Source organism: Leptospira levettii, from assembly GCF_002812085.1.
GTDB lineage: Bacteria > Spirochaetota > Leptospiria > Leptospirales > Leptospiraceae > Leptospira_A > Leptospira_A levettii.
Genome location: NZ_NPDM01000002.1, coordinates 143,858 through 162,858, shown reverse-complemented (window position 1 = coordinate 162,858; position 19,001 = coordinate 143,858). Strand labels below are relative to the sequence as shown.

Annotated in this window: 19 protein-coding genes; 13 read left to right on the top strand and 6 right to left on the bottom strand. The window is 38.4% G+C overall.

What is annotated here, in order from left to right; genetic code table 11:
- Nucleotides 1-59: 59 nt before the first annotated feature.
- Nucleotides 60-806, top strand: a complete 747-nt coding sequence (locus CH354_RS08355; protein ID WP_100726845.1) for a menaquinone biosynthetic enzyme MqnA/MqnD family protein — start codon at nt 60-62, stop codon at nt 804-806.
- A gap of 1 nt (nt 807) precedes the next feature.
- On the opposite strand, the gene CH354_RS08350 is transcribed toward CH354_RS08355, so the two are convergent.
- The 4 genes from CH354_RS08350 to CH354_RS08335 form a co-directional block, all read right to left on the bottom strand.
- Nucleotides 808-1,446, bottom strand: coding sequence for an LIC11874 family lipoprotein (locus CH354_RS08350; protein ID WP_100726846.1), 639 nt, complete (start codon nt 1,444-1,446; stop codon nt 808-810).
- Between the two features lie 39 nt (nt 1,447-1,485).
- The gene (locus CH354_RS08345) at nt 1,486-2,913 is read right to left on the bottom strand and encodes an ammonium transporter (RefSeq protein WP_100726847.1); all 1,428 of its coding nucleotides are present in this window, start codon (nt 2,911-2,913) and stop codon (nt 1,486-1,488) included.
- A gap of 10 nt (nt 2,914-2,923) precedes the next feature.
- Complete coding sequence (locus CH354_RS08340; protein WP_100726848.1) at nt 2,924-4,744, bottom strand: GAF domain-containing SpoIIE family protein phosphatase; 1,821 nt, start codon at nt 4,742-4,744, stop codon at nt 2,924-2,926.
- Nucleotides 4,745-4,918: 174 nt separating this feature from the next.
- Entirely contained in the window at nt 4,919-5,923 is a 1,005-nt protein-coding gene (locus CH354_RS08335) for a hypothetical protein (protein WP_100726849.1), read from the bottom strand.
- 47 nt (nt 5,924-5,970) lie between these two features.
- On the opposite strand from CH354_RS08335, the gene CH354_RS08330 reads away from it, so the two are divergent.
- Nucleotides 5,971-6,399, top strand: a complete 429-nt coding sequence (locus CH354_RS08330; protein ID WP_100726850.1) for a hypothetical protein — start codon at nt 5,971-5,973, stop codon at nt 6,397-6,399.
- Nucleotides 6,400-6,479: 80 nt separating this feature from the next.
- Nucleotides 6,480-7,928 carry an AsmA family protein gene (locus CH354_RS08325; RefSeq protein WP_100726851.1) on the top strand — a complete coding sequence of 483 codons (1,449 nt, stop codon included), beginning with the start codon at nt 6,480-6,482 and terminating at the stop codon, nt 7,926-7,928.
- 128 nt (nt 7,929-8,056) lie between these two features.
- Here the strand turns inward: CH354_RS08325 and typA are convergent, their stop codons facing one another.
- Nucleotides 8,057-9,865 (bottom strand): translational GTPase TypA, encoded by a 1,809-nt coding sequence (gene typA / locus CH354_RS08320; RefSeq protein WP_100726852.1) that lies wholly within the window; start codon nt 9,863-9,865, stop codon nt 8,057-8,059.
- 118 nt (nt 9,866-9,983) lie between these two features.
- Here typA and rplU point away from each other — a divergent pair, with 118 nt between their 5' ends.
- The 10 genes from rplU (at nt 9,984) to rsfS (ending at nt 16,849) form a co-directional block, all read left to right on the top strand.
- Nucleotides 9,984-10,292, top strand: coding sequence for a 50S ribosomal protein L21 (gene rplU / locus CH354_RS08315; protein ID WP_012388757.1), 309 nt, complete (start codon nt 9,984-9,986; stop codon nt 10,290-10,292).
- Nucleotides 10,293-10,622, top strand: a complete 330-nt coding sequence (locus CH354_RS08310) for a ribosomal-processing cysteine protease Prp (RefSeq protein ID WP_100726853.1) — start codon at nt 10,293-10,295, stop codon at nt 10,620-10,622.
- A gap of 3 nt (nt 10,623-10,625) precedes the next feature.
- Nucleotides 10,626-10,883, top strand: a complete 258-nt coding sequence (gene rpmA, locus CH354_RS08305) for a 50S ribosomal protein L27 (RefSeq protein WP_015678054.1) — start codon at nt 10,626-10,628, stop codon at nt 10,881-10,883.
- 75 nt (nt 10,884-10,958) lie between these two features.
- Entirely contained in the window at nt 10,959-11,984 is a 1,026-nt protein-coding gene (gene obgE, locus CH354_RS08300) for a GTPase ObgE (RefSeq protein WP_100726854.1), read from the top strand.
- Entirely contained in the window at nt 11,971-12,837 is an 867-nt protein-coding gene (proB, locus tag CH354_RS08295; protein ID WP_100726855.1) for a glutamate 5-kinase, read from the top strand. Before obgE ends, proB begins: the two co-directional genes overlap by 14 nt.
- A 3-nt stretch (nt 12,838-12,840) precedes the next feature.
- Nucleotides 12,841-14,106, top strand: coding sequence for a glutamate-5-semialdehyde dehydrogenase (locus CH354_RS08290; protein WP_100726946.1), 1,266 nt, complete (start codon nt 12,841-12,843; stop codon nt 14,104-14,106).
- Nucleotide 14,107: 1 nt separating this feature from the next.
- A complete protein-coding gene (locus CH354_RS08285) occupies nt 14,108-14,725 on the top strand; it encodes a nicotinate-nicotinamide nucleotide adenylyltransferase (protein ID WP_100726856.1) in 618 nt (205 codons plus the stop codon).
- The gene (gene yqeK, locus CH354_RS08280) at nt 14,722-15,321 is read left to right on the top strand and encodes a bis(5'-nucleosyl)-tetraphosphatase (symmetrical) YqeK (protein WP_100728588.1); all 600 of its coding nucleotides are present in this window, start codon (nt 14,722-14,724) and stop codon (nt 15,319-15,321) included. The genes CH354_RS08285 and yqeK overlap by 4 nt, the downstream gene beginning before the upstream one ends.
- Nucleotides 15,322-15,324: 3 nt before the next feature.
- Entirely contained in the window at nt 15,325-16,482 is a 1,158-nt protein-coding gene (locus CH354_RS08275; RefSeq protein WP_100726858.1) for a LytR C-terminal domain-containing protein, read from the top strand.
- A 1-nt stretch (nt 16,483) separates the two neighbouring features.
- On the top strand, nt 16,484-16,849 hold the full coding sequence (gene rsfS, locus CH354_RS08270; RefSeq protein ID WP_100726859.1) for a ribosome silencing factor: 366 nt from the start codon (nt 16,484-16,486) through the stop codon (nt 16,847-16,849).
- Here the strand turns inward: rsfS and CH354_RS08265 are convergent.
- Nucleotides 16,836-18,908 (bottom strand): thioredoxin domain-containing protein, encoded by a 2,073-nt coding sequence (locus CH354_RS08265; RefSeq protein ID WP_100726860.1) that lies wholly within the window; start codon nt 18,906-18,908, stop codon nt 16,836-16,838. The genes rsfS and CH354_RS08265 overlap by 14 nt on opposite strands.
- Nucleotides 18,909-19,001: the final 93 nt, after the last annotated feature.

Sequence of the window (19,001 nt, the reverse complement as noted above, 5' to 3'; positions counted from 1 at the left end):
GAAGATTCAACAGAGTTTTTTGATTCTGACAAGTTGTTTTTTCCAATGGAGGTCGCTTCTTGAAGATTGGTATCGTAAAACACCTAAATGCACGCCCACTTACCCTCTATTTTGAAAAGTCCCCTGAATTTACCCCCGTGTATGAGAACCCAAGTGTCCTCATCGAACTATTAAAACAGGGAGAACTCGACTGTGCGCTAGTTTCTTCCATCGAATGTGAACGAAACAAAGACAAATTTGATTATACAAAGATTGTAGGAGTTTGTGCTCGTGACGTCGTGCGTTCTGTTTTATTCTTCCAAAATCAAACAGAACCAGGGATTCCCAATATTGTTTACACAGACAAAGGTTCAAGGTCCAGTGTTTGTTTATTACAATGTTTATTCCATTTGGAATATGGGAAAAAAATCGAAGTAGTTCCCACTGATGCTCGTGAAATTTCCAAAATGATGGATTCAGGGATTGGTTCTCATTTATTATTTGGAGACCATGCTCTTTTACAAACCCCTATCGATGGAAACCGCGCCATTGACCTAGCCGAGTGGTGGAATCGAATCACGGGACTTTATTTTTGTTTTGCGTTTTGGGCTTATCCAAAAGGAAAAGAATGGGACAACCAAATCTTTTTGAAAGCACTCGAGTATGGACTCAAAGAACTTCCAACCATCATCAGCGAAGAAAAACGACTTCCTATTGCCATAACTGAGCGTTATCTCAAACAAGAGTTACACTATATTCCCGAGAAAAAAAATTTAGATGGTTTTGCCTTATTCATCCAAACCGCCAGGAGTTTGGGACTACTCTAATTTAAAAAAACCGGATTTTGTATTCCCAGGTTTTTGTATCTGGATTTTCTAAAGTCTCTTGTAATGGGATTTGGTAGACCAAATTACCAAGTCCAATAAAACCACGATTGGAACTACATTCAGAATCTTTCGGAAACAGAACTTTGAATTGGATCTTACCTTCCCTTAACAAACGTGAGGTTTCCGAAATGATTTTTTTCTCTCCAGCACTGGAATCAAGAATAGCATTGTCCGTAAGATTGGGGAAGTCTCTTTTGACAGTCAAAGATCTTGGTTTTTGTTTGATCGAAAATGTACCGATGAGAACACCCTCTAGGTGAACTGGATCTTCAAAATCCAATTTATAGGAAACCTTTCCTTTTCGTTTGAAATACATATCAGTTGTTTCTGATTTTTCTAATTCTCGAAAGGTAAAATCTCTTACTTGCAAATTGTTATTTGATTTCTTTTTAACAGACGTTAGTATTTCTTCTTTCGAAGTAGGCAAAAATTTTATTAGAGATTCGTTGGAATCTTTTTTGAGTGGAACGGTATAGGAAATTTCAACCGTTCCAGAACTCATTTTACGAAAGAGAATGGTCTCCTCGTATTCAAAACAACCATAACAAAAAAGGAGTAAAAATAGAAAAAAACGAAACACACCCTAGACTTCCCCATAGAGAAAATCTAGGGTCAAGGACTATTTCGAAACGGGATAAGCTTCGTTTCCGTGTTCCAAAATATCTAATCCTAATAATTCTTCTTCTTCCGAAACCCGAAGGCCAACAGTTTTTTTGATCAAATAAAATACCAATAGGCTCACGGGAAATGCCCAGAAAAATGCTGTCACAACACCAATGGCCTGTGCCGCGAATTGGGCAAAACCTGCACCATAAAAGAGGCCTGTATCAAGGCTAAAAAGACCGTAAGCCATAGTCCCCCATGCACCACAAACACCATGAACAGAAACTGCACCCACAGGGTCATCAATCCTTTGTTTGTCTAAAAAGAGAACGGAGATGATGACAAGGACTCCTGCCACAAGTCCAATGAGAACGGCACCGAAGATACTGACATTGTCACAAGGTGCCGTGATCGCAACAAGGCCTGCAAGACCACCATTGAGAGTGAGACCAATTTCTGGTTTTTTGAACAAATACCAAGTGAGAACCATCGCACTAATCGCACCGGCACAAGCAGCCATATGAGTGACAACAGCTATTTTAGCAAAACTTCCTCCCTCGATCGAAGTCGTCGAACCAGGGTTAAATCCAAACCAACCAAACCATAAAATAAATACACCTAGTGCTGCCATCGACATATTATGACCAAGAATTGGATACACTCGTCCATCGGATTGGAATTTACCCATACGAGGTCCAACTACAATCGCACCTGCAAGCCCTGCCCAAGCACCGATGCTATGAACCACTGTTGAACCAGCAAAATCATGGAAGCCAACGCCTTCTCCACCACCAAGTCCTAAAGATTCAAGAAAACCAGTTGAGATCCCAAGTAAACTCCCCCAAGCAAATGAACCAAACACAGGATAGATGAAAGCAGTGATCACCACAGAGAAGATCAGATATGCGGAGAATTTAGTTCGTTCTGCCATTGCACCGGAAACAATCGTTGCAGCTGTAGCAGCAAAAACGATCTGGAAGATAAAAAATGTATACTTGGAAGGATCCATACTTCCATCTTCTGCATTGATGAGAGATTCAGCAAATGACGGAAGTCCAATTCCAAATCCACTCACAATTTGAGGACCAAACATAATCGAAAATCCAATGAGCCAATAGGCAATAGCTCCCACCGTAAGGTCGGAAAAGTTTTTCATTAGAATGTTTACTGCATTTTTAGCTCGAGTGAATCCCGCTTCCACATAGGCAAAACCAGCTTGCATAAAAAATACAAGGAAGGCAGCAATACAAGTCCACACCCAATTTGCTTCTTGTTTTGTGGTTTCCAAAGCAAGTTTTGTTTCTGCAAGTGAGGTTTTGATCTCTGCCATTTCTTTGGCGAGTGATTCAAAACTTTCTTTTTCTGGAGTAACAAGCGTTTCCGCAAATACATTACTTGCCAAAAGTAATCCTATTAAACTAAAATAAACTCCGAAATATCTCATATAACGTTCCTTAACTGACCTTTTGGGTATGTGATTCTAATCTCAAAAGAGAAGTTTTTAATTCCAGATTTTGAGGTGTGTTTTTTACGCCTTGTTGTAATACCTTAATCGCTTTTGGTTTCGCATTTTCTTTTAAATAACACTGCGCAAGTAAGATACTTGCTTTCGCAAAACTATGGTCACTGGAAAGTGCCATCTTTAATGCCCGTTTTGCTTCCGAAATCATACCTGCTTTATAATAAGCTCTGCCCATCATAAAATGAGAAGCAGCTGTATTATCACCAGAAGTTCGCAAATACTCTTCTAAGTAACGAATTGCTTCCGTATACTTTCCATCTCTGTAATACATTTTCCCAAGAAATACCAATATCTCTTTTAAGGAAGAATCAATACTAAAGGCTTTAAGCGCTTGTGCATACGCTTCTTCCATTTTCATTTTAGAATTGGATTGTTTTGCTAATTGGATGTAATGAGATGCTTCAGGGATGGAATCACCACAATACAGAAAGAGAAAACTTAAGTCGTCACCATTCGGAACTTCTCCTTGGTAAGTACGGAACCGTTTGATAAAAGAGGATGCTAACTTTTTCAGATCGACTTTCCCTCTTCCCTCTATAACTAGTTTTTCTCTTTCGTCATGTAACCAAGTTTGGATTCTCTCCACACCTACTTCATCTTTTAAATGGTTTCGTTGTTCACTGAATCCATCTGAGATCAAAAGTAAAAAATCACCAGGTTCGAGTTTTCCTTGTTTTTCCTCGTAATCGATTTTTCGGACTGGCAATATTCCAAGAGGAACTCCTTTTGTATCATATTGAATGAAAGTATCATCGGATGCTTTGTAATGTAACATCCGTTGGTGGCCTGCATTCACATAACCAAAAGTATAATCACTAAAAATACGTACCATGAAGGCAGTAAAGTAAGTAGATTCAGGGAGTTGTTCCCGTAATTTTTCACCTAACTCCTCCATGATTTCAGTGAGACCTAGTCCTGCCATCACAGAACGACGGAACTGGTGGTGGATGGCCATTGTGACGAGTGCTGCAGGAATTCCATGACCTGATACATCAATGTTAATGGCAGTGAGTGAATGGCCTTGCCTTACAATGTCGACCAAATCACCACTGACTTCTGCCATCGGTTCGTAATGGCTTGCAAAATAAATACCATTCCAAGCACTTAAGTCTTGGGGTAGGATTTGGCTTTGGACATTTCGTCCCATTTTCAAATCCCATTCTAATTGGTTTAGGATGGCAGCTTCTCTTGCCCTTGCCGTAACAAGTCCTTCAATGAGTCGCACTCCATAGAGAGCTAGTGCCAATTGTGATGTTAATGCTTCGAGAATTTCCAAATCATCAATGATATAAAAATTTTCCCTTTCACTCTCCACTGCGAGTGTTCCAAGGATTTCTTCCTTTTGCATGATAGGGACACACATCACCGATTTTGTTTTTTCCCCTTCATCAAAATAATGAGCAGAACGGGACAAATCGTTCACAAGGATTGGTTCTTTGGTTTCAAAGACTGTCCCCGAGTAACCCTCACCCATTTTTAAATTCCTACGAGGTGGTTCTGTTTCTTTGACAAATTTTACTGGGACTAAGAACTCACCATCCCATAACCTGAGTGTGGTGTTGTCCGACTCAAATATTTCCTGGCATATCAGGATGACCTTGGAAAAGAGTTGGTCTTCTCTATCTAAATTGGCAAATTCTTTGGAGATATAAAGGAGGATTGCAATTTTATCTTTATCTGTTAACCCTCCCACAACTTTGTTCTGACCGCGGAAGTTGACGAGCATTCGTTTGGAAACTTTGAAATCAACCATATTGGATACCTTTCCCATTGAGATGCAAGTATCGTACCGACGATGCATCTCGCCTAAAGAAGTAAAAATATCCTATATTTCTCTACAAACTGGATGGAATTTGCACAAAACGTAAAATTTGTCTTTATGGAAAACAACCAAAATGCTTATATTATTAGCAAATGGTGTTCTTGATTAGAACTGTGTCTGCAATTGGATGGCCATCCTGGATTCTCCTCCATCCCTTTCTTTGACACTGATACCAGACCTTTGGAGAGAAACTGCATAAAACAACCCTTCCCCAAACCAACTTGGGAAAAAGGAACCTGCAACTCCAATCGATCCTGTCGTAAATCCTCGTAAACTTTGTTCCATACGAATCTCTCGTCCAACACCTGTTAATACTTGGAATGATTCTATTTTACCAATCGCCAAACTGACATTACCCGAATACATTGTCCTAACGGGATAAGGTATAAATTGTGATTTATGATTTAGATCAACGGATGTGTTTTCATAAAATTTTCGAGAACCTTCCAATTGTATTTCCACCCAATCATTCCATTTATACCCAATTCCTAACATGAACCTCTCCGGTAATTTTTCCCTCAATCGTTCAGAGCCTAAGTATTCATCAAACCGATAAGTGCCTGGTGATTCTAATAAAATTCCAATTCTGAAATTTTCATATTGAATGGCTGTGGATAGAGAAACATTCCATGAATAAGAACTATAACCTCCAATTCTCCCTGAAACTCCAGGACCGATTTGTATGGCAAAAGAAACATAAGGATTGAACTTCCAATTCACAAACGCTTGGAATGCATAATTGGAATACCTTTCATCAGCAGGAAATGAACGTAAGTAAACCGGTTTTCCACGAATCCCAAATCCGATGGATTCAGAAAAGGAAAGATATCCTGCACCTGATAAATACAGAGGAGAAAAGTTTGGATTCGCATAACTTGCATTTGCAGATACATCTAACATGTGTTTGGATTGGTATGATAAAAATGCAGTATTTCCGTACAAACTAGACATTGGATTGGAACTCACTACACCTTGTGAAGAAAGTCCAAGTAAATAAGCAGAGGGATAGGCAACGTCATACCCAGAGATTTGGGCGTGTAAGGGTAAAAAGGAAAAACTACCAAAACATAAAACCGAAACTAAGTAATGCCATTTTGATTTGAAAATCATTTACTGCCATTCCTCCATTGATTTACTGGAAAGAAAAGGGAATTCTTATGACAAAACCAATGTACAAACAATTTCGCTCTCCACAAGGGTGGTATTCTTTTTTATTTCCAGCTACCTGGGAACATATGGTGGTAGAAGAAATTCCCGCATTTTTCCACCCCGAAGGTGGTGGTGCCTTACAAGTCTATGCCTTTGAATCAAAACTAGAACATTTTGATGTGGATAAGGAATTAGAAAATTATCTCAAAATTCATGAAATTGATTACGACCCAGAGAAAGTTGCGGTTTTTGAAAATAACGAAGGTTCAAGCATTCGAGCTTGCGAATTCCAAAGAGAAGATCGTGTTTGGATGGTGTATATGGTAGCAAATAAAGAAAGAATGATCCTCTTAACTTACAATTCTGATGAAGAAGTGGGAGATGATTTATTCCAACAATTAACCAATATCATAAGTTCCGTAAGGTTTTTGAATTAATTTCTTTCCTTTTTTACTTTACAGTTTCCTAAATCGATATAGTCTCTAGTCCACCGTTTTAGATGGAATCAGGAGTTACTATGAAAAAAATAGGTTATGGAATTGTTGGGTTTTTTGCCTCAATTCTTTTAATCATTATCATCGCATTTGTATTTGCAGGAAGTATCATCACTCCGAGCTTTCTAGTCAAACAAATAGAATCTTCCTTAAATGTCAGAGCACATGTTGAAAAAGTAAATATCAATCTCTTCAATGTTCTTTCAGGAATCGAAATTGAAGGTATCGTCCTTGCCCCAAGGGATGAAGTAGCAAACAAAGGGGTTCCTCTGGAAGAAAGAAAATCGAAACCAAAAGGTACAATCCAACTTGGCAAGGTAGATGTAAAAATTTCCTTCTTAGCTCTTTTAACAAAAACCGTTAAGGTCAACAAACTCGTCTTAAAACAACCAGATATCGCTCTTACCATGTATGAAGATGGTGGCAATAATTTAACTTCACTTTTCAAAACTCCCAAAATTGTGAATGGCGAAAAAAATCCTGCTCTCTCACCAGAAGCAATAGCTGAGAAAAAAGCAGAACAAGAACAAGAGGCAAAAGAAAAAGCAAACGAACCACCTTCTGGTCCTTTTTCGATCAAAGACATTCCGATTGCGATTCAAATGAGTCTTGTTGGAATCCAAGAAGGGAATATCCAAGTGAACATGCGTAAAACTGGCCAACAAATCCTAGTCCAAAAATTGGATTTGGAATTAAAAGACATTGATATTGATGGCAGTGATTTAGCTTCGCATAACAGTCTAAAGGTCAATTTTGATACTGATGTCACAATCATTGGTAAAAACAAAAAAGAAGCTGCAAAGTTTTTATTAGAAACTGGCGGAAAGGTAACTCCATTCGTGGAAAAAACTGGTTTAGTGAATCCAAAGGTAATTTACGAAGTTACAATGAAAGAAGATTCATTTTTATCAGGATTTGCTGCCTTTGATGCGATTGCTGGTGAACTTCCTACCCTAAACCAAGCTGGTCTCAAACTAGACAAATTAAAAGAAAAAGCAGAACTTAAAAAAGATGTAAGTTTCCAAGTAGAGTATAGCAACGGAAAGGTGACTTTCCTTGACGAACCGACTTTCCCAACGAAAAATTATGACCTTCAGATCACAAAAGGATCTTATATCGTTACCACCACCAACTACCATGAAATGAGAATGGGGATGTTATACGATGAAGCTGAATCCAAAAAATCCTTAGCATCTGTAGATGAAAAAATCAAACAAGCGACCAAAGGACAAGGGGATCCAAAAGAACTTCGGAATAAAATCGTAGGGAATTTGGTGAAGGATGAACGTTTGTTTATCCCTTTTCGGACATATGGAGACATTCGAAATCCAAATGTAGAACTTGGAGTTGGAATCGGAACTCTAACGGACCTCATTGGTGGTGCAGTCAAAGAAGTGATTAAGGGAAAAGCGGGAGATGCATTAAAAAAGATTCCTGGTGCAGGCAATGCGTTAAAAGGATTGGGATTTTAGTTCCCTATTCTTTTTTTTTAATCTTTCACTTCGATTGATATAAAAAAGGGACTAATCACTTAGTCCCTTTTTTGTTTTTGAAACCAAATTTTGTTTCCTAAAAATTTGGTTTTGGATGAATTTGGATCTTAACGACCGTTATTCGACCTTTTTCTCATACTAGAATCCAATACTTTTTTACGAAGTCGTAAACTTGCTGGAGTCACTTCCAGAAGTTCATCATCATCTAAAAATTCAATGGATTGTTCCAGTGTGAGTTTTTTCGGTGGAACAAGACGAATTGCTTCATCCGATCCAGAAGCACGCACGTTTGTGAGTTTTTTCTCACGCACTGGGTTTACTTCCAAGTCAGAGTCCCTACTATTCATCCCAAGGATCATACCAGGATACACAGCTACTTGTGGTTCAATGAAAAGTTCCCCACGTTCTTGTACTTTCCATAAAGCATACGCAGTGGACTCACCTGAGTCCATAGAAATCAGAGCTCCGTTTTTACGGCCTGGGATTTCACCCTTGTATTTATCAAATCGTAAGAAGCGGCTAGACATAACCCCTTCACCACGTGTTTCCGAAATAAAATGCCCTCGAAACCCAATGATCCCTCTAGTCGGAATGATGTATTCCACGCGAGTGATTCCGGAAGTGTGAGCATCCATACCTGTTAACTCACCTTTACGGCGGTTTAGTTCTTGGATGACAGCACCTGTATACTGGTCTGGAAGATCCATCACAAGAGTTTCGTAAGGTTCAATCTTTTCACCAGCTTCGTTGTGTTTGATGATCACTTCAGGGCGAGATACTTGGAGTTCGTATCCTTCTCTTCTCATGTTCTCGATGAGGATGGATAAGTGGAGTTCCCCACGTCCTAGAATTTTAAAACGATCTTTGTCTTCTGTTTCTTCTAAACGAAGTGCCACGTTGGTTTCAAGTTCGCGGTCAAGGCGTTCTCTTAAATTACGTGTGGTGACAAACTTACCTTCTTTTCCAGCAAATGGTGAGTTGTTGACCATAAAGAACATGGATACAGTCGGTTCTTCTACTTGGATCGCAGGGAGAGGGAGTGGATTACCCATATCACAAACAGTATCTCCAATGAAAACATCAGGAATTCCTGCCATAGCAACGATGTCCCCAGATCCCGCTTCGTCGATTTCGTACCGAGTGAGTCCTTCATAACCATAAAGTTTTGTGATTTTATAATTAGCAGTTGTTCCGTTTGTTTTGGCAAGGGTTACATCAGCACCTTTTTTCATGGTACCTTGGTAGATTTTTCCAATGGCGATACGACCTACATATTCATTATAATCAAGCGCTGTGACTTGAAATTGTAATGGTTTGTCACTTTCGTTTTTAACAGCAGCAACATGTTCCAAAACCTTATCAAGTAGTGGTTCTATGTTTGTTCCTGGAACTTCGGAAAGTTGGTTTACTGCCCATCCTTGTTTTGCAGATGCATAGATGATAGGAAAGTCTAACTGTTCTTCGGTGGCACCAAGGTCACTAAACAAATCAAATACTTTGTCTACTGAAAATCCTGGTCTTGCCCCTTCACGGTCCACTTTGTTCACAACCACGATGGGTTTATGGCCAAGTTGGAGTGATTTCCCTAGAACAAACCTGGTTTGCGGCATAGGTCCGTCGAATGCATCCACAAGTAAAAGTGTACAGTCTGTCATGGACAGAACTCGTTCCACTTCTCCTCCGAAGTCAGCGTGGCCTGGAGTGTCTACAATATTAATGCGAGTTCCTTTGTACTTTACCGAAGTGTTCTTGGCAAGGATTGTAATCCCTTTTTCCTGTTCCAAAGTGTTGGAATCCATGATTCTTTCTCGGTCTTCTTTTGCGGTTACGGCGCCCGTATGGCGAAGGATACAATCTGTTAGTGTCGTCTTACCGTGGTCGACGTGTGCGATGATGGCGATGTTGCGAATTTCCATTGTTTTTACCAGAAATTCCAATCCGCTTAGGCTGTAAATGGGGATTTCAGTTTGACAAGAGGTGCCCGTCAGAAATCCTGGTAAGAACTACATTCGAGAAAGAGATTAGGATAGTTATATGTTCGCCATCATTGAACTTGGAGCCAAACAATTTAAAGTGTCTCCTGACCAGGTATTCGTCGCAGAAAAAACAGGAAACACGGTTGGAAGCACAGTAGAAACGAAAGTCCTACTCCTTTCCGATAATAACAAAGTGAACATTGGGTCACCAGCATTGTCTGGGGCAAAAGTCACTTTAAAGGTATTAGAAGACTGCAAAGGTGAAAAAATCCACGGTTTCAAATACAAAAAAAGAAAGAACTACAAGAAGTCTTGGGGTCATAGACAACAACTCCAAAAACTCCAAGTGGTTTCGATCAGCGGTTAATTGATTTATAGTACAATTTTTAAAGATATAGGAGGGAAAATCGCAGGAATCCAACTGGAAGGACATTCTCCAACGAACCTCGGTTCGAAAGGCGAAAATCTTTTGTGTGCAGGAGTTTCAACACTCGTTCAGAGTGCTCACTCGTATTTGGCATCACAAGGCAGTTTGGAATCAGAAGAAAAACGAGACGGATACCTTCGGTTTCTTGTCAAACAAAACCAGAGAGATGGCTACCAAAGCCTACTTGCCATGGTTCTGTTTGGTTTGAGAAGTTTAGAACATTCCCACTCAAATGCGATTTCCATCCAAGACGAACTAATAAAGGGGTAAACAATGGCTACAAAAAAAGGTGGTGGTTCCACAAAGAACGGTCGTGATTCGGTATCGAAAAGACTTGGTGTAAAAGTATACGGTGGCCAACAAGCAATTGCTGGAAACATCATTGTGCGCCAAAGAGGAACTGAATACAAACCTGGTAAAAACGTAGGGATTGGTCGTGACCATACTCTATATGCACTCGTTGACGGGGTTGTGACTTTTGAACACGTAACAAAAGAAAGACAACAAATCTCCGTTTACCCGAAAGCTTAATCCTCTCATACAATTGAGAGGCAAAACCCGTTTTAGGAAATCCTTAAACGGGTTTTTTTTTGACCAAAGGAAATTATGAGCGGATTTATCGACGAAGTACCCATTCAAATTCGAGCCGGACACGGAGGGGCAGGTTCTGTTCATTTCCATAAAGAGAAGTTTGTCGAATTTGGAGGACCAGACGGTGGTGATGGAGGCAAAGGAGGCGATGTGATCTTTGTTGCCGAAGGTCGTATGATGACCTTGGAAAATTACCTACCCGACCGCCTATATGCCGCAGAAGATGGAGGTCCTGGCCTTGGCCAAAACCGAAATGGAAAAAATGGAGAAGATTTACTCCTGAAAGTTCCCATTGGAACCCAAATCATTGATGCGGTCACCATGGAACTCATTTACGACTTTAGCCATGATGGTGAAACATTCACCATCGCCAAGGGAGGACGCGGAGGCAAAGGCAATACCTTTTTTAAAACTTCAGTCCAACAAGCACCTCGTTATAGCCAACCTGGTGAAGAAGGAGATTCATTCTCCTTACGGCTCGAATTAAAACTCCTCGCAGACATTGGGATTGTAGGATTACCGAATGCTGGTAAGTCCACCCTACTTGCCAAAATCACCCATGCCCATCCCAAAATTGCGGGTTATGCATTTACAACTCTTTCACCTAACTTAGGTGTTGTGCATAGGCATGAAGATCTGTTTCGTTACACAGTCGCAGATATACCTGGTATCATAGAAGGTGCTTCCAAGGGTGTGGGCCTTGGGATTAGTTTTCTCAAACACATTGAACGTGTACAAGGGATTTTGTTTTTATTTGATGGTGGGAATTTACAATTAGAAGAAGAATTGGAAATGTTACGAAGTGAACTCGGAAATTATAACGTGTCTCTTTTACATAAAAAATACCTCATTGTCATCAACAAAATGGACATATGGGACAACGACCCTAGTTTTACCGAAGAAATCAAAAAAAAATATTCGAACCTCGGTGAGATTGTTTGTATCTCTGCTGACAAAGAAAATAATTTGGAATACCTACTCGAAAGAATTGATAAAGTATTTTTTCCCGAAAAAGCAAAGTTAGTTTATGAAAACACGTAAGGATTTTTTAGATTCACTTGACAAAGCAAAACTAATCGTCATTAAAATTGGCAGTGCTCGTGTATCTGGCGAAGAAACCAAAATCAATGATTTTTTATATGATTTAGTGGGCGATATACGTAATCTACGCGACCAAGGGAAAGAAATTATCCTCGTATCCTCTGGAGCAATTGCCCAAGGGAAAAAACTACTCGTTGACAAAAGTGGAACGGGAGTTTTACCGAATGGTAAAACGTCTCTCGCAGAAAAACAAGCATTTGCCGCAATGGGGCAAAACAAACTTCTTAATTTGTATGAAAGTTTTTTTAGCCGAGTGAATATTCCCATTGCTCAAATTTTGTTTGGTCGTAAAGACTTAAATGAAGATAGCAGTTTCACAAATCTCAAACAAACTTTTCGGCAATTATTGGATTGGGGAATTTTACCTATCGTCAATGAAAACGATTCTGTCTCTACCGAAGAACTGAATTTAGGCGATAATGATATTTTATCAGCCATCGTCGCTTCAATCGTAGGTGCTGACCTACTCCTCATTCTCACTGGTGTGGATGGATTTTTAGAGGGAAATAGTAAAATTGATTTGTTTACCGAAATTTCAAAAAAAACAGAATCTCTGGCAACAGGACCTTCTGGCCCTGGAACAGGTGGGATGTTTACGAAAATTAATGCCGCAAAACTCTTGTTACCATTTGGAATCAAAACGGGAATTGTGAACGGTGAAAAAAATCATGCAATTGGCCAATTTTTCACGAACGAAACGTTTGGAACTTTGATTGCCAATGATGGATTCCCTCACCGAATTCCTACTGCTTCCGAAATCCAATCTCACTTTTTTTCTTTCCCTACGGAGTAAATGATGGCTGAAGACTACACCAACTATGCAAAAAACATAGCGACAAAAACAAAGGAAGCAAGTCGAAGTTTAAAACGACTGACAACTAACCAAAAAAATGCGGTTTTACTTCGATTTGAAAAACTGTTATTAGAAAATGAAGCAGAGATCATTTCAAAAAACCAAATCGATTTAAAAAATGGAAAAGATAAAGGATTAAGTCCGTCAATGATGGATCGTTTGCTCCTCGATTCCAAACGAATCCATGGGATGGCAAAAAGTGTTGCAGAAATTAGAAACCTCCCAGATCCAGTGGGGGAAGTCGTCAGAGGGACCATCCTTCCTAATGGACTCGAACTTTTAACAAAACGTGTTCCCATCGGTGTTGTGATGACGATTTTTGAATCGAGACCAAATGTCATTGTAGACATCGCCTCGTTGTCTTTTAAGTCTGGGAATGCTTGTATTTTACGGGGAGGAAGTGAAGCTTACCACTCAAATCTCATTTTATCCTCCCTCTTCCATAAAGCCATTGAAGATTCAAAATTAGAATCAGTGAGTAAGGAAGTGGTAAGTTTTGTAGATAATACAAACCGAGAAGCCATGCTTCCTTTTTTCCAATTGGATGATTTAATTGATGTCATTGTACCAAGGGGTGGAGAGGCTCTCATTCGATTTGTATCAGAAAATAGCAAAATCCCGGTCATCAAACACGATAAAGGTGTGACTAACTTATATTTGTCTGACAAAGCGGATGAAAAAATTGTATTACCAATCTTAGTTAATTCTAAAATCCAGAGACCAGGTGTTTGTAATGCATTGGAAAATTTATTCATCCACAAAAATTACCCAAACACCAAAGTTTTGTTACATGAATTAAAACAAAATGGGGTTCAGATCCTCGGTGATCCATCCATCCAGTCACTGGATCCAACAATTCCTCTTGCAACGGAAGACGATTATTCCACAGAGTTTTTAGACACAAGACTCAGTATCAAGATTGTTGGTTCAGTGGAAGAAGCTATGGAAAATATCCAAAAGTATAGCTCTGGTCATACGGAATGCATTTTATCGGAAGACATTACCGAAATCCAAACATTCCAACAAGGACTGGATAGTGCGGCAATTTTTGTGAATTGTTCTACAAGGTTCCATGATGGTGGTGAATATGGACTTGGTGCGGAAGTGGGAATTTCAACAGGGAAATTACATGTCAGAGGACCTATGGGACTCATCCACCTAACAACCACCACAACTTATGTTACAGGAAAAGGACAAGTCCGAGGATAAAATGGATGTGATTTTGTTTGGTGGAAGTTTTAATCCTCCACACATTGGTCATAGACATGTGATTTTTTCCCTACAAAAACAATTTCCTGAATCCAAAATCTATATCTGTCCGAATTTTTTATCTCCTTTTAAATTGAATGAAAAAAAATTTTCTAGAGATGAAATTTGGTCCTTATGCCAATCAGAATTCCATGAATTTTTATCCAATCATGTAATCTTATGGGATGAAGAAATCAAAAAAGAGACTACAAGTTTCACAATTGATACCTTAACAAGTTTACAATCCTTAGAAAAGGATGGCTCTATTTCCCTTGTCATCGGTGAAGATAATTTAGAAAATTTTAACGAATGGAAATCTTACGATCTTATACTCAAGAATATACACAAACTAATCGTTGTTAGAAGAAACACAGAATCTCCAAAGCCAATTTTGATACCAAACTTCTTAAATGAAAAACAAGTATTGGTTTTAAATAACCCCATTGTCAAAATGAGTAGCACTGAAATCAGGAACCAACCAAACAGTGAATGGCAAAATCATTCGATTTTACCCCAAACAAGATCATTACTAAATACCTATTTACAAACTGGGAAATCCAACGGAGGAGAAAAAAAATGAATCTCACTCCCACTCAAGTGAAGGAATGGATACAATTCTTCCAAAATGAAATCCCAAATCATGTCACTGACACTAGATGGCAACATATTTTACGAGTGGCTTTCTATGCAAAAGAATTAGCTTTGATTCATGGATACGAAGATCCAGAGAAGGCGTATTTAGCAGGTTTATGCCATGATACCACCAAACAAAAAAAAATGAAAGTCCATCAAAGTTTGTTCACTGAATATCATTTGACAACAGATGGGATTCCCTTCCAAGCTTTACATGCATATTCGGCTCCCCTTTTTCTTAAAAAAAATTATAATTTTTACGATGAGGAAATCCAATCCGCTATCCGAAATCATACCTTAGGAAATCCGAACCCTTCATTACTTGATCAGATTCTATATGCCGCTGATTTTTTAGGATCGGATTATTGTCATAGAAAAATGGAGTTAGAGGATTGGTTTCAAAAAACCAAAGAAAACTTAGATTTTGGCATTTTTATGAAAGCATTCCAGACAATCACATTTCTAATGGAAAAAAAAGAAATCATCCATCCCCATACTTTTTTTACATATAACCAATCATTGTTATCGTTAAAGGAAATTTAATACATGTTACGTGAATCAAAAGAAAAACAAACCATACCGGCAAAGACACTTCTCATAATAGCGGGTGCATTTTTTATTTTTGCCATTTTATTTTTAATATTAAAGTCAAAAACAGGATTTTCTCTAGACCAAAAATTTTCCCAAAGCAAACGAATGCCTATTCTATTTTCAGTTCTAGGTGATAAAGAAGAATACTTGTTCTCTTTGTATGCTGAATTTTATCCGAATGAAAGAAAGGCTGCACTATTTTTTGTAAATCCTAAAACCAGTTTTGATGATGGTGAAAAATCATTGAAAGAGAAAGGTAATTCAGCTCCTTCCTATGTTGAATCTGTTTTAGAGGATACTTTGGATTCCAATATTCCTTTCAAAATTGTTTGGACCAAAGAACAATTTCAAAATTGGGTGAATTTACTTGGTGGATTACAATTGTTTTTTGAACCAAAGTCATTACACATCACTAAAAACTATAATCGAAACAAAGAATCTTATGTTTTAGACGGCGAAGATTGTTTTGATTGGATGAGCTCTCTTTCTGATGATTCTATGATTTCATACTTTCGAAGATTAGAAATCCAAGAGACTGTGATGTTAACTCTTTTTGAAACCATTCATGAAAAACGTGATTCATTGAGTAAACAAAAACTCACCTATTTGCATGGACAAATGACAACAAACCTATCTTCGAAAGAATGGGAAACTTTGATCGACTTTTTGAAGAAGGAAAAAATCCAATTTGGAGTTTCTGAAGTCCCAGGTGAACCAGTGTTACGTCCCAAATACAAGGACCAAATCTTAAAAGCTAACGAAGAAACAATTAAGGTAGCATTTTATAAATTTTCTGGGGAACTTAGGTCTCCTAGTTTCAGTGAAGGGGAAAGAGCAAGAATTGAGGTGCTCAATGGAACCGCAAAAAATGGACTTGCCAGATATGGAAAAGTATTACTCAATGATAAAGGTCTGAAAGTTCTCACCGTTGACAATGCTTGGGATTCGAATTTTAAATCCACTGTGATTTTAAATCGTTCTGGAAACACACAATATACTGATTTAATTTCTGAAACATTTCAGGGTAGAAAGGTATTCTTTTCATTGCGAAAAGACTTAGGCCTTGATGCAACTGTGATACTCGGAGAAGACTTTCAAAATTCCAAGGACTAAAATGCCAAATATCAGTTCAGAAACTTTAGAACATCTAAAAAAAATTAAACAAACGTTAATTGATAAAAAGTGCGAAAATATTCAATTTCTTGATCTTAAAGATGTTAATTCCTATTTATCATTATTTGTAATCGCCACTGTGAAAACGGAAACACAAGGAAGATCTTGTGCGAAAGATATCGATAAGTATATGAAACCTTTAAAACTGGCAGTCAAACGTCAAAATTTGACTGATTTACCAAAGGATGCGACAGGTTGGATCCTTCTTGATTATGGTGAAATTTGTGTACACATCATGACAGACGAAATGAGAAATTATTATTCACTTGATAGACTTTGGGGAGATGCTTCTCCTATAACGTTATAAGTTGTAAGGTTTCTTCCCAATTGTCTTTTGGCAATTCACAATGAAAATTTTGGCAAACATAATAGCGGATTCCATTTCCGGCATCCCGTCCTTGTAACAAACCCAACTTGTTTTCCAAAGAACGACACTCTTCCTCACTTAAGACACACCAAACAAGAGCTGGATCTTTGATTTGGCTTAATTTCAAACGAAGGTTTTTTATAGTTTCCTCGGATTGGTTACGATAAACCACTAGAACTTCTTTTGACGGAGTTTGGAATTTTAAAAAGGCAGAAGCCATTGAAGGATAACTGAGCGAGTTTTGAGTGAGTTCTGGTAAAAAATAAGCAAAGATAGAATTGGCTCTTGTTTCCAATTTTCCATTTAAAAAACCCAGAGAATTTAAATAGTAGAAACAATGTAAGATTGTAGAATTGCCTGACGGTTCCACGCCATCGTATCCTTCAATCGTGCGTACAATTAAGTCTTCATTCCCTTCATAGGATTCGAAATAAGGTCCAACATCCGATAAAAAATGTTTCTCTAAGTATTCCCAAATTTGAATTCCTTGATTAAAGTAATGTATACCACCAGCTAACTGAAACAAACGAAGGCATACCCAGATCAACTCAGAATAATCAGGCAATGTTCCAAAGTATTTGGTTTCCCCATCTCTAAACCTTCGTAAAACGGATCCATCTTCTTTGACCAAATAAGAGAGAAGAAATTGGTATATTTCTTTTGCTTGGTTTAAGTATTTGGTTTCACCAGTCACTTCGTAACTGGCAAGTAATGCGCGTATCCACAAACAGTTCCAAGAAGTTAAAATTTTATCATCACGTAATGGTCGTATCCTTGTGTTCCTCCTCTCTAACAAAATTTCTTTTGTTTTCTGAATCCGTTCCTTAAAATCATTTTTGAATTGGATTCCATCAAGGAAGGGGTTTTTCCCTTTAAAATAAACATTGAGTATATTTTGATTGTGTTCAAAATTTCCTTCTTCAGTTACATTCCAGAAATTCAGGATTTCTTCATCGGAAACCAAGGATTTGATTTCACTTTCTTTCCAAACATAAAATTTACCTTCTTCCCCTTCAGAATCTGCATCCTCAGCACTAGCAATTCCACCTACATTCAGGCGCATATCCCTTTCGATATAAGAGATGATCTCTTGTATGGTTTCTAAAAAGAAAGTTTCGTTTGTGATTCGGTATAATTTTGCCAAACTTTCGACAAACAAAGAGTTGTCGTACAACATTTTTTCAAAATGCGGAACTAACCATTCGTGGTCTGTCGCATAACGACAGATTCCTCCGCCAACTTGATCGTAAATTCCACCCGATTTCATGGCATACATTGTATTAAATGCCATCTCTAACGCACGGTTGTCCTTTTCGACCATGTAATAATCGAGTAAAAAACTAAGAGCCATACTCGGTGGGAATTTATTCACGGAATTTGTTTTGAAACCAAAATAATCTTTATCGTATACTTGGATGTATCGATTGAAATTTTGTGTGAGAATTTGTTTTTCAGGAACTTGTCCGGCATTGGTTCGTGTTTCATTCTCTTTTAAATAAATCGTAAGGTCCTTTGCTGCTTGTAAAAGTTCTCCTTTCTGGTGGGTCCAAGCCTGGTTCACAAGTTTTAGGACTTCTTTAAAACTTCGTTTCCCATACTTGTTTTCAGGTGGGAAGTAAGTTCCCCCAAGGATGGGTTCCTTTTCTGGAGTCAGAAACATATTGAGAGGCCATCCGCCTTGGGTACCCATCGCATGTAATGCATCCATATAAATTTTATCAATGTCGGGACGTTCTTCTCTGTCTAACTTGATGCATACAAAATCTCGGTTTAAAACTTCTGCTGTGGATTCGTCTTCGAAGGATTCGCGTTCCATCACATGGCACCAGTGGCAAGTGGAATAACCAATGGATAAAAGGATGACTTTATCTTCCTTGACTGCTTTTTCGAAAGCTTCCGGTCCCCAGGGAAACCAATCCACTGGGTTGTGTGCATGTTGTAACAGATAAGGACTTTTTTCATGAACCAAACGATTCGGTTTTTTAGACAAATTTGCCACAATGTTCTCCCAGAAAAGAAGCTTTCCAAGCCAAGCTTTTTACATTTTCGGTTGATTGACAACATTGATTTTTTCATCTTGTCTCTGTAAGGG

Coding starts and splice junctions, on each gene's coding strand:
- CH354_RS08345 (WP_100726847.1), bottom strand. CDS start 2,913: ATGAGATATTTCGGAGTTTATTTTAGTTTAATAGGATTACTTTTGGCA.
- CH354_RS08340 (WP_100726848.1), bottom strand. CDS start 4,744: ATGGTTGATTTCAAAGTTTCCAAACGAATGCTCGTCAACTTCCGCGGT.
- CH354_RS08335 (WP_100726849.1), bottom strand. CDS start 5,923: ATGATTTTCAAATCAAAATGGCATTACTTAGTTTCGGTTTTATGTTTT.
- CH354_RS08330 (WP_100726850.1), top strand. CDS start 5,971: ATGACAAAACCAATGTACAAACAATTTCGCTCTCCACAAGGGTGGTAT.
- CH354_RS08325 (WP_100726851.1), top strand. CDS start 6,480: ATGAAAAAAATAGGTTATGGAATTGTTGGGTTTTTTGCCTCAATTCTT.
- typA (WP_100726852.1), bottom strand. CDS start 9,865: ATGGAAATTCGCAACATCGCCATCATCGCACACGTCGACCACGGTAAG.
- rplU (WP_012388757.1), top strand. CDS start 9,984: ATGTTCGCCATCATTGAACTTGGAGCCAAACAATTTAAAGTGTCTCCT.
- rpmA (WP_015678054.1), top strand. CDS start 10,626: ATGGCTACAAAAAAAGGTGGTGGTTCCACAAAGAACGGTCGTGATTCG.
- obgE (WP_100726854.1), top strand. CDS start 10,959: ATGAGCGGATTTATCGACGAAGTACCCATTCAAATTCGAGCCGGACAC.
- proB (WP_100726855.1), top strand. CDS start 11,971: ATGAAAACACGTAAGGATTTTTTAGATTCACTTGACAAAGCAAAACTA.
- CH354_RS08290 (WP_100726946.1), top strand. CDS start 12,841: ATGGCTGAAGACTACACCAACTATGCAAAAAACATAGCGACAAAAACA.
- CH354_RS08285 (WP_100726856.1), top strand. CDS start 14,108: ATGGATGTGATTTTGTTTGGTGGAAGTTTTAATCCTCCACACATTGGT.
- yqeK (WP_100728588.1), top strand. CDS start 14,722: ATGAATCTCACTCCCACTCAAGTGAAGGAATGGATACAATTCTTCCAA.
- CH354_RS08275 (WP_100726858.1), top strand. CDS start 15,325: ATGTTACGTGAATCAAAAGAAAAACAAACCATACCGGCAAAGACACTT.
- rsfS (WP_100726859.1), top strand. CDS start 16,484: ATGCCAAATATCAGTTCAGAAACTTTAGAACATCTAAAAAAAATTAAA.